Raw genomic sequence first — 14469 nt, 5'->3', positions numbered from 1 at the left:
GCGGGGGTTTTGTTTGGCATGTGGGAAAGTATAAATTTATTAATACTGGTACAGGAGCACATAATTAATAACAATCAATTATTATGTTATAACTAGGAAAAGTAACTTTGAGTAAGGTAAGGGGTGCAGGTATGGTACAGAATAAAAATATACTCTTGGGAGTGTCAGGTGGCATCGCTGTATATAAAGCATGTGCGTTAACAAGTAAATTAACGCAGCAGGGTGCAAATGTTAAGGTGATGATGACAGAAAGCGCAACAAGGTTCGTATCACCTCTAACATTTCAGGCTTTATCCAGAAATCCTGTTTATACAGATACATTTGATGAAAAAAATCCTGCTAAAATAGCTCATATTGATGTAGCTGATTGGGCGGATATTGCGATAATTGCTCCGGCTACAGCTAATATGGTCGGAAAAATGGCCAATGGTATTGCTGATGATATGCTTTCAACCACTTTACTTGCGACTCAGGCCAGCATTTACATCGCTCCAGCTATGAATGTTCATATGTACGCGAACCCTGCAGTAATCAAAAATATGAGACAGCTGGATAAATGGGGATATCATTTTATTGAGCCTGGTGCAGGTTATCTTGCGTGTGGATACGTTGGAAAAGGACGATTGGAAGAGCCGGAGAGTATTATTGATGCTGTCATAGAACACCAGAAAAGCAATACATTATTTACTGGTAAAAAAGTTTTGGTTTCAGCTGGCCCAACTCAGGAGAAAGTTGATCCTATTCGTTATTTCACAAACAAATCATCTGGCAAAATGGGATTTGCCATTGCTGAAGCTGCTGCGAATATGGGGGCGGAAGTAACGCTGGTCGCGGGTGCTGTAAATCTTGAAACCTCTAATAAAAATATAAATAGAATCAATGTAACAACTGCAGCAGAAATGTTTGAGACAATGCATCAGCAATTTCAGTCAAATGATATTGTGATTAAGGCGGCAGCAGTAGCTGATTATCGTCCAAAACAAATTTATGATGAGAAAATGAAGAAGCAGCCTAATGATTGGCAGGTTGAGATGGAGAGAACAAAAGACATCCTTCAATCCCTTGGTGATGTGAAGCAGGATCAATTTTTAGTAGGATTTGCAGCTGAAACATCAAATGCACTTCAGCATGGTATTAGTAAATTACATAAAAAACACTTGGATGCTATTGTCATTAATGATGTTTCGGTTGACGGAGCAGGATTTGGCGGGGATACAAATATCGTAACCTATGTAAATAAATCGCAGCAGCCAGAAGAGGTTTCTTTAACATCTAAATATGAAGTCGCTAATCGGTTAATGGCCTTTATTGCTCGTGATATGAAGGATGAAGTAAAGTGAATATAGCTAAGGTGATAGTAGATGTTCCAGCCAGTTCAATCAATCAAACGTTTGACTATAAGATTCCAGAGCAATTTCAGGACATTTTAACGGTAGGAATGCGTGTTATTGTACCATTTGGACCCAGGAAGATAATGGGGTTTGTTGTCGAGCGAACAGGTGAATCATCTTTTGATAAACTAAAGTATATCAGTGATGTCCTTGATTTAACGCCAGTTCTAACAGATGAATTATTAGGCTTGGGTAAATGGATGGCAAACCAGACATTAAGTCTATATATAACTGCGTTTCAGGCCATGCTTCCACAGGTTCTGAAAGCACAATATAAAAAAGAATTGGAACGAGTGACGGAGGATCCTTTATCAGATGAACTGGAATCCTTATTCGCGGGACGTGACTTTATTACATACGAAGAGTTAGAGGGCTCAACAGTTAGCTATTCACAAATTCAAAAAGCGGTACAGGATGGTGATGTCGTTGTTAACTATCTTGTGAAGTCGAAAATAACCAAAAAACATGTCACAATGATTATGCCTAATCGTGAACCACATCTTTTGGAAGAGGCAATTGAGGATTTATCCAAAAATGCTAGAAAACAAAAAGAGCTGCTTAGCTTTTTCATCGATAACCAACAGGAAATAGAACAAAGCGTACTAATCAAAAAATTTAATACAACTAGTTCTACTATTAAGACCTTGTTAGATAAAGAATTGCTAGCATCAACAAGGAAAGAGATCTACCGAAATCCATATGACGATAAATCGTTCGAACAGACAACTGCTTTGACCTTAACAGAGCAGCAGCAAGTGACAATTGTCCCGATAAAAGAACATATTAGAGATGAAAAGCATGATGTTTTCCTGATTCATGGTGTGACAGGAAGCGGTAAAACTGAAATTTATCTGCAGGCAATTCAGGATGTGATTGAAAAAGGGCAGGAAGCAATTGTACTTGTACCGGAAATTTCACTTACACCTCAGATGGTGAAACGATTCAAAGGAAGATTTGGATCAAACGTAGCAGTATTACATAGTGCGCTATCAAACGGAGAGAAATATGACGAGTGGCGACGTATTCATCGAAAAGAAGTACAAGTTGTTGTTGGAGCAAGGTCAGCTATTTTTGCTCCGTTTGAAAATCTTGGAATCATAATTATTGATGAAGAGCATGAAAATAGCTATAAGCAAGAGGATCAGCCACGCTATCATGCACGAGATGTAGCTATTTTCCGTGGTGAGAATCACCGTTGTCCAGTTATATTGGGAAGTGCAACCCCAACTCTCGAATCATTTGCACGAGCGCAAAAAGGTGTATATAAACTAGCTACGTTATCGAAACGAACAAATGAAAAAGAGATGCCTAAGGTTAATATCGTTGATATGCGAAACGAGCTCCACGAAGGAAATCGTTCGATGTTCTCGAGAAGTTTAAAAGAAAATATAGAACAGCGCATTCAACGGGGGGAACAAATTGTACTGTTATTAAACAGAAGAGGGTATTCTACGTTCGTTATGTGTCGAGACTGTGGTCATGTAAATGAATGTCCACATTGTGATATTGCACTTACATACCATAAAAACAGCAGACAATTAAAGTGTCATTATTGTTCATATGAAGAACCAATGCCGACAAGTTGCCCATCATGCAAAAGTGACTTAATCCGGTTTTTTGGAACTGGAACACAACGGATTGAAGAATCATTGACACAGTTGATTCCAGAAGCACGAATAGTTAGGATGGACGTCGATACAACCAGAAGAAAAGGGTCTCACGAAAAAATACTTAACCAATTTGCTGATAAGGAAGCAGATATATTATTAGGAACACAAATGATTGCAAAAGGTCTTGATTTTGAAAACGTAACATTAGTTGGCGTTTTAACTGCTGACTCCATGTTGCATTTACCAGACTTTCGTTCCTCTGAAAAAACCTTTCAACTGTTGACTCAAGTAAGTGGTCGGGCCGGCAGACACGATTTGCCTGGTGAAGTAATTATCCAAACATATACACCAGAGCACTATAGTATTGAACTAGCAAGTAACTATAACTTTATGCAATTTTATAAAAATGAAATGAGTACTCGAAAAACCTTTCAATATCCGCCATATGTTTTTCTTGCACTAATTACAGTCTCGCATCAAAATCACGTTAAAGTTGTTCAATCAGCACAGCAGATTGCTCAGTTGCTCCTGAATAATATCAGTAATGAGGGGACCGTTGTCTTAGGTCCTACACCATCTCCAATAGCACGTATGAAAGATAGATATCGCTATCAATGCATGATAAAATACAAGAATGAACCGAATTTAAGAACATTAATCAGAAAAATTATTCGTCAATTTGATGATGAGGTTCGAAAAAATGATCTTTTGATTACAGTAGACATGCAACCGTATCAATTGATGTAGAAAGGAGTACTAGCTGATGAAAAAAATTGTCTTTATGGGTACACCGGATTTTTCAGTACCAATTCTACAATCACTAGTACAGGCGGAGTATGAAATCGTCTTAGTTGTGACACAACCAGACCGTCCAAAAGGCAGGAAAAAAGTAATAACACCAACTCCAGTAAAGGCGGAAGCCGAAAAACATGAAATCCCCGTATTTCAGCCAGTAAAATTAAAAGATGAATATACAAAAATACTCGCGTATGAGCCTGATTTAATAGTAACTGCAGCATTTGGACAACTGTTACCAAATGAACTGTTGAAGGCACCTAAGTTTGGCTGTATTAATGTACATGCTTCATTATTACCTGAATTAAGAGGTGGTGCTCCAATCCATTATGCTATTATGCAAGGTAAAGAAGAGACAGGTGTAACAATTATGTACATGGTTGAAAAGCTTGATGCAGGTGACATACTTACACAGCGGCCTGAGCCAATAACAGCAGTGGATAATGTTGGGACAATGCATGATAAGTTATCCAGAACAGGGGCAAGCCTACTAATTGATACTTTGCCGCGATTATTCGATAACAGTTTACAACCAACTAAACAGAATGACGAAGAAGCAACATTCGCAAGCAACATAAAGCGTGAACAGGAGAAAATAGATTGGAATAAAAGTAATGATGCGGTTTATAATCAAATTAGAGGGTTGCATCCTTGGCCGGTGGCATTTACGACTTATCAAAATAATGTGATGAAAATCTGGTGGGGTGAACCGGATGATACGGAATATGAGGGATCTCCAGGGGAAATTGTAGGTATTATTGACGACGAAGCTTTTATAGTAGTATGTGGTAATCAAAAAGGAGTTCGAATTACTGAAATTCAACCAGCAGGAAAAAAACGTATGACCGTTAAGCAATACCTTCAGGGATCTTCTGATCGTATAAAAACAGGCATGAAAATGGGTGATTAAATGAGTAACTATCAAGTAAGAAAAGCTATCGTTGATTTGCTGTTACGAATAGAGCAGGATAGTGGCTATAGCCATTTGTTAATAAATAATGAAATTAAGTCAAGAAAAATTGAACCAAAAGATGAATCACTTTTAACTGAAATTGTCTATGGTACTATTCAGCGTAAGTTAACGTTAGATTACTATTTAGGGGCTTTTATTGACAAAAAGAAAAAAATACAACCATGGGTCAGAATGGTACTTAGGATGTCTGTCTATCAAATGACTTTTTTAAATAAGGTGCCTGATCACGCAGTTATTCATGAAGCTGTTGAAATTGCTAAGACGAGGGGGCATAAAGGAATTGCTTCATTTGTAAATGGAGTTCTTAGAAGTGTTCAACGAAAAGGAGTACCTGATACATCAACAATAGAAAGTAATTCTAAGCGTATTTCAATTGAAACAAGTCATCCAGAGTGGCTTGTAGAGCGTTGGATTTCGATGTATGGCAATGATATTACACGCGATATGTGCCACGCCAATCTTAAGAGAAAAGCATTAACTGTACGTGTACAGCCTCTGAAAATCTCTCGACAAGATGCAATGGACGAGCTAGATAAACTCGGATTTGAAACACGAGAGTCCGAATTTTCGAGTCAGGGAATTATTATCGATAAGGGAAATATTTTAAAGACGACGTTATTTTCTGAAGGGTATCTAACAATCCAAGATCAAACTTCCATGCTTGTTGCAGAAATGCTTCATGTTAAACCTGGAATGGACGTGTTGGATGCTTGCAGTGCACCTGGTGGTAAAGTTACACATATCGCAGAAAAAATGGAAAACCAAGGGTCGATTGATGCCTATGACTTGCATGCCAAGAAGACAAAACTAATTAATGACAAAGCTGCTATATTGGATTTAACGATAATTGATGCTAAACAAGGCGATGCAAGAAAATTACAAGAAAAATATGAAGACGAAAGTTTTGACAGGATTCTTGTTGATGCCCCATGTTCAGGGCTAGGTGTTATCCGAGGGAAGCCAGACATAAAATATAATAAACAGGAAAATGATATCTACCAATTATCAGAAATTCAAAGTGATATAATGGAACATATAGCACCATTGTTAAAAAAAGGTGGATTGTTAATCTACAGTACTTGTACAGTAGATAAAAATGAAAATGAAGATGTAGTTGAGGCCTTTTTAGAGAAAAACTCCGATTTCATCTTAGATACGTCCTTGTTTGAAGATCTGCCAGAGATAATAACAGGTTCACCAGGGATAACAGAGATGGGCTTGCAGATATATCCACAAACGTTTTACACAGATGGCTTTTTTCTAACAAGACTTACAAAGGTTTAATCAAATTTTGCTATTAAACAATAGCACTGCTTTATGGGGTGATAGGATGAAAGGGAAATTTCTTACAGATAAGGGTCAAATCAGAAACCATAATGAGGATTCCGGTGGAGTCTTTTATAATCAGAGTGATCAAATGCTGGCAATTGTAGCTGACGGTATGGGGGGACATCAAGCAGGTGATGTAGCTAGTCAAATGGCAACAGCAGTTATTCAGAAAAAATGGCAGGAATGTAAACAGTTAACTACTCCTGAAGAAACCGAAGTATGGTTATCAAAATCAGTACAGGAAATTAACAATTCCATCTTTGAGCAGGCAAAAACCAATGAAGAATGCCAGGGTATGGGGACAACTGTTGTTATAGCTATTTGTACAGAAGATTTTGCAACCATTTCACATGTTGGGGATAGCCGTGGTTACATATTAAATGAAACTGGATTTAAGCAGTTAACCGAGGATCACTCTTTAGTTAATGAACTCGTTCGATCAGGGCAAATCAGTAAAGATGATGCAGAACAACATCCTCGAAAAAATGTATTATTAAAGGCATTGGGTACTGACATAAACATTAAAGCTGACACAATATCAATTGGCTGGGAACATGGCGATAAACTTTTGCTATGTTCTGATGGCTTAACGAATAAGGTAACAGATGAAGAACTATTTGAGTTTACTCAACTGGAAAAAGGACTGGAAGCATCCGGACATGAGATGATTAAACTTGCAAACGAACGAGGTGGGGAGGATAATATCTCCCTCGTTATTGTACACCATGATTCAACAGAGAAAGAAGGTGAGTCGTAGTGTTAAAAGGTCACATGTTAAATGATCGTTATCAGATTGGGGAAACTATTGGCGGTGGTGGGATGGCCAATGTTTATCTAGCGAATGATACGATTTTAAATCGTGATGTTGCGGTTAAAGTATTACGTTTGGATTATGCAAATGATGAAGAATTTATTGCCCGTTTTGACCGTGAGGCACAGTCAGCAACGAGCCTCTCACATCCAAATGTCGTAAACATATATGATGTAGGTGAAGAGGACCATATTTTGTATATGGTTATGGAATATGTGGACGGGATGACGCTTAAAGAATACATACAACGTTATGGTCCAATAGACGTACAAGAAGCATTGGATATCATGAAACAAGTGACAGCAGCAATTTCACATGCACATGCTAACGATATTGTACACCGGGATATAAAGCCCCAAAATATTCTAATAGACTCTTATGGACGGGTGAAGGTGACTGACTTTGGTATTGCTGTGGCATTGAGTGCAACCTCACTTACACAGACGAATTCAATCCTTGGTTCTGTGCATTATCTGTCACCAGAACAAGCGCGTGGCGGTATGGCAACCAAAAAATCAGATGTCTATTCACTGGGAATTGTTTTATTTGAATTGTTGTCAGGACGTTTACCATTTTCAGGTCAATCACCAGTCTCCATAGCATTAAAACATTTACAGAATGATACGCCTTCTTTAAAAAGGTTTAACCCAGATGTACCCCAAAGTGTTGAAAATATTGTCCTTAAGGCAACTGCGAAGGATCCATTTCATCGTTATGATACGGTATATGAATTAGAAGATGGACTAGAAACTGCACTCGATCCGGATAGAATTGATGAAGAAAAGTATGTACCGCCTAGTGAAGCGGGAGAAGAAACAAAAGCAATTCCCATTATTACTGATAATCACCTTCAGGATAATGTACATGATGATACAATTGTCCATCAAGCAAACGAAGGTACCAAAAATTTCACCAATAATAGTGATACTCAATCTGATTCTAAAACAGGAAATCGAAAGCGAAAGAAAAAATGGATTATTTTTTTCATTATATTATTTACCTTATTTGGATTAGGAGTAGCAGCTTACTTCATAATTTCTAATTTACTTCAGCCAAAAGATGTCGTTATTCCTGAAGTTACAAATATGGAATATGAAGAGGCACTAACTGAACTTAGAGATCTTAATTTAGAAACTGAGCGTGAGTTAATGTATTCAGAGGATGTTGAAGAGGATATTGTTATCAAAACAAATCCACAGACCGGAAGTACAGTAAAAGAAGAATCACTCGTTACAATATTTGTTAGCCAGGGTAAAGAGAAAGTGGCATTTGGTGATTATGTAGGTGAAGACTATAATCAGGTTAAATCTCTACTGGAAGCTAAAGGATATAAGGAATTTAGACAAATTGAAAAAACAGATGAAAATATACCTGAAGGGGATATTATTGATCAACTTGAACCGTCACCAGGTACAGAAGTTGTGCCAAGTGAGACAAATGTAATATTCGAAGTAAGTAAAGGTCCACAACCAATTTCATTGGATTACCTTGAGGGGATGGAAGAGCAACAGGCAATAGCAGCTTTAGAAGATCAAGGATTATCTGCAAATATAGAAGAAGAATATTCAGAGACTGTATCTGAGGGCGAAGTTATCCGCCAGGACCCCGCGACTGGAACCGAAATGGAGAAAGGTGATACAGTCAAATTGTATATTTCCAAAGGTGCTGAGGAAAAACCGCCTAAAAACCATTCTGAAACTTTCACTGTTGTTTATAATCCTGATAGTCAAGAGTCAGAGAACCAGGATGAACCAGTAAAGCAGAATGTTAAAATCTATATTGGTGATGCTAACCGTAAGATATCAGATGTTGCAATAGATGAAACGATAACCGAAGACAAGGAATATAGCATTACATTAACCATAAACCCAGATAGTATTGCACAATATAAAGTAGTACGTGATGGAAATGTATATATTGACAAATCGATTCGATATGAAGATGTAGAAGGTGAGTAAATGGCAGAAGGCAGAATTATAAAGGCGATAAGTGGGTTCTATTATGTGAAGTCTGATGGTGAAGTGCACCAATGCAGAGGAAGAGGTATTTTTCGCAAAAAAAACATAACCCCACTAGTTGGAGATTTCGTAGTTTTTGATAAGAATAATCCTGACGAGGGCTATGTGCTGGAAGTAAAGCCAAGAAAGAACGAGTTGATACGACCGCCAGTTGCGAATATTGATCAAGCCATCATTGTTAGTTCTGCTACGATGCCAGACTTCAATCCTTTGTTATTAGATCGGTTTCTTGTCTTAATTGAATCGAAGGGGATTAAGCCAATCGTTTTTGTTACGAAGAAGGATATTATCTCTGAATCGCAACGACAGTTAATTGATGGCTATGTAAGGGAGTATCAGCAAATAGGCTATGAAGTTGAATTACTGTCTTCCAAAGAAAACCTAGATGAATTACGTAAGCTGGAAACTTATTTTTCCAATAATGTATCTGTTATTGCCGGTCAGTCCGGTGTTGGAAAATCATCATTCTTAAATGCAATTAATCCATTACTGCAATTAAAGACAGATGATATTTCAAAGAGTCTTGGAAGAGGTAAACACACAACAAGACATGTTGAATTGGTAGAAGTGGCTGATGGGTTAGTAGCTGATACACCTGGGTTTAGCACACTGGATTTCAATGAAATTGAAGCAAATGAATTAGATGAATGCTTTCCAGAAATAAACGAGCAAAAGCCTTATTGTAAATTTCGGGGCTGTATGCATAACAAAGAACCAAAATGTGCTGTGAAACAAGCTGTTGAAAAAGGTGAGATTTCAAATAAGCGGTATGAGCACTATATAAGTTTTTTAAATGAAATTAACTCAAGAAAGCCGAGGTATTAATTATGGTAAAAATAGCACCTTCCATATTGTCAGCTGATTTTTCAAAACTAGGAGATGAAATACAGAATGTTGAACAAGGTGGGGCGGATTATATCCATGTTGATGTAATGGACGGTCATTTTGTTCCAAACATTACAATTGGTCCATTAATAGTTGAAGCAATAAAACCAAAAACAAAATTACCATTGGATGTTCACTTAATGATTGAAAATCCTGATGCGTACATTCCGATGTTCGCTGAAGCTGGTGCTTCAATAATAACAGTTCATCAGGAAGCAAGCAGACATCTGCATAGGACAATACAGCTAATTAAAGATAATGGTGTTAAAGCAGGGGTAGTGTTGAATCCTGCTACACCGGTAGACACAATTAAGGATATCTTACATGAAATTGATATGGTCTTGATTATGACGGTTAACCCTGGTTTCGGGGGTCAATCATTTATTCATCATGCTGTACAAAAAATCGAGCAAGTTGCTGATTGGAGAAATGAACTTAATCTGTCCTTTGAAATAGAGGTAGATGGTGGTGTTAACAAGAACACAGCAAAGCTATGTACTGATGCGGGTGCGGATGTATTAGTTGCGGGAAGTGCAATATTTAAGCAATCTGATCGACGTCAGGCAATAGATCAGATTACCCAGTCAATTGAAAAGGCGAATTGATGTTATGTCATTTGTTGCAATAATGGGGAACGGACCAACAGAGTTACTTCCTGATCTTTCATTATACAAGGATACAGTGGATGTATGGATTGGAGCGGATCGAGGTGCTCTAACTCTAGCAGAAGGTAATATGCCGCTTAACTATGCTGTAGGAGATTTTGATTCTATAAATGATATAGAAAAACAAACTGTACAATCATATGCTAATTCATATGAAGTTTATCCTGTCGAAAAGGATCAAACCGATTTGGAAATTGCACTGACAAAGGCATATGAATTACACCCAGAAAAAATTTATTTATTCGGTGTAACCGGAGGACGTCTCGATCATGCATTAATCAACATACAATTACTTTACTCCATAATGAATCGGGGTATTCAAGGAGTTATTGTAGATAATCAAAATCAGCTTGAATTAACGTTACCAGGCAGTTATAAAATAAAGCAAAATGAACGATATCCGAATATTTCTTTTATTCCGTATACCCAGCATGTAAAAGAATTGACGTTAGATGGCTTTTATTACCCATTAAAAAATCAGTCAATCATGTGGGGGTCGACGCTCTGTATATCAAACAAGCTTCTTTCAAATTATGGTACTTTTTCGTATAAAGAAGGCATACTATTAATAATAAAGAGTCGTGATGCTATGTCAGATACGATTCCAATGTAAGCTTTGTTTAAAAGGAAGAAAAGGTTAGAACTTTTCTTCCCATAAGTGCAACTAAGGCTTTCTCCATAAAGCTTGGCGAAAGCCAAGTTTTCTAATATACAGAGGAGGCGGAGAACTCATGAAATTTTATACTATTAAACTCCCACGATTTATCGGCGGATTTGTTCGAGTTGTCATTGGTACTTTTAAAAAAGATAAATAGGGTGAAATCAGCTTTTGTCAATACATTTGGCAGAAGCTCATTTTTATTTGGACAAGGTTGAAAGTTAGAAAGGTTTGCCTTAATTTTATGGCTGAGTTCTTAGTTGTTGTGCAAAAAGAAAGTATTATTACTCTCTTAACTACTAAAAAAGCATCCAAATTAATGGATGCTTTTAAGCTATTAACTAATGTTCGGTTGTTCTGATTTCAGGTATATTTATACGCGCTCTACTTTACCGGATTTCAAGGCACGAGTAGATACGTAAACACGTTTAGGTTTGCCATCTACCATAATACGAACTTTTTGCACATTAGCCTTCCAATTACGTTTGTTGGAATTCATAGCGTGAGAGCGTTGGTTTCCACTGCGAGTTTTACGTCCAGTAACAACACATTTTCTAGCCATGGTAATCCCTCCTACTCTGACATGTGTCATATAATTACTTAATTAATTTATCACATGTATCGCTAGAATGCAATTGTTATTGGAAATTATATAAAGAAAAATATCTTGACAGAACAATGTAAATAATCCATTGTTATAGAGGATAAAATTTTACATAAGTGTGTATGAAGCTTTTAAAATGAATGTGCTTGTAGTAAAATATCCTTATAATGATTGGGTATTAAAGGAGGATAATTAATGTCCATTGAACTTAATACAAATGATGGTCAAGTAACTATTACGAATGAGGTTATATCTACAATTGCAGGTGGCGCAGCAGTAGAGTGTTATGGAATTGTTGGTATGGCATCAAAAAGCCAGATTAGAGATGGGATTGCTGAAATTCTTCGGAAAGAGAATTTTTCAAAGGGTGTAATTGTACGCCAGGAAGAAAATCATCTCCATATCGATATGTATATCATTGTTAGTTATGGTACTAAAATTTCAGAAGTAGCACATAATGTTCAATCACAAGTTAAATATACGTTAAACAAGTCCTTAGGATTGGCAATTGACTCGGTTAATATTTATATCCAAGGTGTCCGGGTCGCAAAGGATTAGTCTTTTTATGAGCAGTTAAGAGAGTTTAAATACCTCTTAACTGCATATGCGTAACTAAGGCTTATCTACATTAAAAAGCTTGACAATAAGCCAAGTTTTCTAACATGTGATACATTGGAAAACTAAACTGCTGATTTAATTGAACATTGTAAAGATCGCACAAATAACAAAGTTTTGTATTGTTTAACTAACATAGAAAGATTAATCAACAGATTAACTTGAGGCGCTTACGCTTTTCTTTCACTTTAATTCTAGTGGTTTAAAGTATAAGTGAAACAAAGGCTTTCGCCATTAATACTTGGTGACAAGCCAAGTTTTTCGAATGAGGAGGAAGTATTTTGAAGGTACAAACGTTGAATGGCATAACGTTTACGCAAATGGTTCTCTCTGGAGCAAACCATTTGTCTAATAATGCCCAGAAAATAGATGCATTAAATGTTTTTCCAGTTCCAGATGGAGACACTGGAACAAATATGAATTTATCGATGACATCGGGTGCAAGTGAAGTAAAGAAAATTACTAGTGAAAATGTGTCGGAAATTGCTAATGCATTTGCTAAGGGGTTACTCATGGGAGCCAGAGGCAACTCTGGTGTAATTCTATCTCAATTATTTCGCGGATTTGCTAAAGGATTGGAAAATAAAGAAACCGTATCATCCAAGGACATGGCAAATGCATTTGATAACGGAGTAGACACTGCTTACAAAGCTGTAATGAAGCCTGTTGAAGGTACCATTTTAACAGTTGCTAAAGATGCTGCTAAAGTAGCAATTAACGAAGCAAAAACAGAAAAAGATGTAATCGCTTTAATGGAAGAAGTCGTTAAAGAAGCAAAGGCATCATTGAAACGTACACCAGATCTTTTACCTGTGCTTAAAGAGGTGGGAGTTGTAGATTCTGGTGGACAAGGTCTTTTAACAATTTATGAAGGATTTCTTGCTGCTCTAAAAGGTGAAGAATTACCAGAACAGGATGCTAATGCGGCAGAAATGGAAGAAATGGTAAATGCCGAACATCATAAAATTGCACAAGATTTCATGGATACATCTGAAATTGAATTTGGCTACTGTACTGAGTTCATGGTCAAGTTTGAAGAAGATAAATTAAATGAACATCCATTTGATGAAGAAACATTCCGTAATGAACTTAGTGAGCATGGCGATTCACTTCTTGTTGTGGCAGATGATGAAATAGCAAAAGTTCATGTTCATGCAGAATATCCTGGATCAGTAATGACTCTTGGGCAGCGTTTCGGTAGTTTAATTAATATGAAAATCGAAAATATGCGTGAACAACATACAGCAATTGTTGGAAGCCAAGATAAAGAGACTACTCCAAAAGCTCAAGCTGAATATGGAATTGTAACTGTTGCTATGGGTTCTGGGCTGTCTTCATTGTTTGAAAGCCTCGGTGCGTCTGTTGTAATTGAGGGTGGGCAGACAATGAATCCAAGTACACAGGATATTACAAATGCAATCGAAAAAGCTAATGCTAAAAATGTACTTATACTACCAAATAATAAAAATATTATAATGGCTGCCGAGCAAGCTGCAGAACTGGCTGAAGTCAGCGCTGAAGTAGTTCCAACTAAGACAATTCCACAAGGGATAAGTGCGTTGCTTGCCTTTCATCCAGATAGTGATATCAAGAACAACAAAGAAGCAATGGAAGAAGCAAGTACACAGGTTAAAACGGGTCAAGTTACATATGCTGTACGTGATACGCAAATTGATGGTATTACAATTGAAAAGAATCATTTTATGGGTATTGCAGATGGAAAAATTAAAGGATCCAATCAAGATAAAATAGAAACTGTTAAATTATTGCTGAATGAAATGATTACAGAAGACGATGAGATTCTAACTATTCTTCAAGGTGAAGATGCAAGTGCTGAAGAAGTAGAATTAATCGAGAAGTATATAGAAGAGACCTATGAAGATGTAGAAATTGAAATACACAATGGAAACCAGCCGATTTATTCGTTTATTTTTTCAGTAGAATAAATAAGCTTCGATTACTTTTGAAACACAAACAGGAAAATATAGAGCAGATTGGGCATTAAATTGGATAGCAATTTGGTACTGCACCCTAAAAGTTAGAGTTAAAAATCTAACTTTTAGGGTGTTTTTATATGGCTAAATATAGCAAAGAGTTCAAATTGAATATTGTAAA

General features: G+C 36.9%; 13 protein-coding genes. 12 read left to right on the top strand and 1 reads right to left on the bottom strand.

Features of this window, described 5'->3' with window-relative positions:
• The first annotated feature begins 131 nt into the window (after positions 1 to 131).
• From coaBC to spoVM, 10 genes are all read left to right on the top strand, one after another.
• On the top strand, positions 132 to 1340 hold the full coding sequence (gene coaBC, locus J2Z82_RS17955; protein ID WP_209482175.1) for a bifunctional phosphopantothenoylcysteine decarboxylase/phosphopantothenate--cysteine ligase CoaBC: 1209 nt from the start codon (positions 132 to 134) through the stop codon (positions 1338 to 1340).
• Entirely contained in the window at positions 1337 to 3748 is a 2412-nt protein-coding gene (gene priA, locus J2Z82_RS17950; RefSeq protein WP_209482174.1) for a primosomal protein N', read from the top strand. The genes coaBC and priA overlap by 4 nt, the downstream gene beginning before the upstream one ends.
• 16 nt (positions 3749 to 3764) lie before the next feature.
• The gene (gene fmt, locus J2Z82_RS17945) at positions 3765 to 4706 is read left to right on the top strand and encodes a methionyl-tRNA formyltransferase (protein WP_209482173.1); all 942 of its coding nucleotides are present in this window, start codon (positions 3765 to 3767) and stop codon (positions 4704 to 4706) included.
• Positions 4707 to 6053: a 16S rRNA (cytosine(967)-C(5))-methyltransferase RsmB gene (gene rsmB / locus J2Z82_RS17940; RefSeq protein ID WP_209482172.1), complete on the top strand. Its 1347-nt coding sequence runs from the start codon at positions 4707 to 4709 to the stop codon at positions 6051 to 6053.
• 46 nt (positions 6054 to 6099) lie between these two features.
• Positions 6100 to 6855 (top strand): Stp1/IreP family PP2C-type Ser/Thr phosphatase, encoded by a 756-nt coding sequence (locus J2Z82_RS17935; RefSeq protein ID WP_209482171.1) that lies wholly within the window; start codon positions 6100 to 6102, stop codon positions 6853 to 6855.
• Positions 6855 to 8867: a Stk1 family PASTA domain-containing Ser/Thr kinase gene (pknB, locus tag J2Z82_RS17930; RefSeq protein WP_209482170.1), complete on the top strand. Its 2013-nt coding sequence runs from the start codon at positions 6855 to 6857 to the stop codon at positions 8865 to 8867. The genes J2Z82_RS17935 and pknB overlap by 1 nt, the downstream gene beginning before the upstream one ends.
• Positions 8868 to 9752 carry a ribosome small subunit-dependent GTPase A gene (gene rsgA / locus J2Z82_RS17925; RefSeq protein ID WP_209482169.1) on the top strand — a complete coding sequence of 295 codons (885 nt, stop codon included), beginning with the start codon at positions 8868 to 8870 and terminating at the stop codon, positions 9750 to 9752. It begins immediately after the preceding gene.
• A 2-nt stretch (positions 9753 to 9754) separates the two neighbouring features.
• Positions 9755 to 10417, top strand: a complete 663-nt coding sequence (rpe, locus tag J2Z82_RS17920; protein WP_209482168.1) for a ribulose-phosphate 3-epimerase — start codon at positions 9755 to 9757, stop codon at positions 10415 to 10417.
• Between the two features lie 4 nt (positions 10418 to 10421).
• Positions 10422 to 11090 (top strand): thiamine diphosphokinase, encoded by a 669-nt coding sequence (locus J2Z82_RS17915; RefSeq protein ID WP_209482167.1) that lies wholly within the window; start codon positions 10422 to 10424, stop codon positions 11088 to 11090.
• A 118-nt stretch (positions 11091 to 11208) separates the two neighbouring features.
• Positions 11209 to 11292: a stage V sporulation protein SpoVM gene (gene spoVM, locus J2Z82_RS17910; protein ID WP_164670369.1), complete on the top strand. Its 84-nt coding sequence runs from the start codon at positions 11209 to 11211 to the stop codon at positions 11290 to 11292.
• A 216-nt stretch (positions 11293 to 11508) separates the two neighbouring features.
• On the opposite strand, the gene rpmB is transcribed toward spoVM, so the two are convergent.
• A complete protein-coding gene (gene rpmB, locus J2Z82_RS17905) occupies positions 11509 to 11697 on the bottom strand; it encodes a 50S ribosomal protein L28 (RefSeq protein ID WP_092492992.1) in 189 nt (62 codons plus the stop codon).
• Between the two features lie 237 nt (positions 11698 to 11934).
• Between rpmB and J2Z82_RS17900 the strand changes: the two genes are divergently transcribed.
• Both J2Z82_RS17900 and J2Z82_RS17895 read left to right on the top strand, forming a co-directional pair.
• Positions 11935 to 12297: an Asp23/Gls24 family envelope stress response protein gene (locus tag J2Z82_RS17900; RefSeq protein WP_209482166.1), complete on the top strand. Its 363-nt coding sequence runs from the start codon at positions 11935 to 11937 to the stop codon at positions 12295 to 12297.
• Between the two features lie 338 nt (positions 12298 to 12635).
• Positions 12636 to 14300, top strand: coding sequence for a DAK2 domain-containing protein (locus J2Z82_RS17895; protein ID WP_209482165.1), 1665 nt, complete (start codon positions 12636 to 12638; stop codon positions 14298 to 14300).
• Positions 14301 to 14469: the final 169 nt, after the last annotated feature.

Origin of the sequence: Virgibacillus litoralis (assembly GCF_017873675.1) — a bacterium.
GTDB lineage: Bacteria > Bacillota > Bacilli > Bacillales > Amphibacillaceae > Lentibacillus > Lentibacillus litoralis.
The sequence above is the reverse complement of the archived record's forward strand: the minus strand, read 5'-3'. Positions and strand labels throughout refer to the sequence as shown.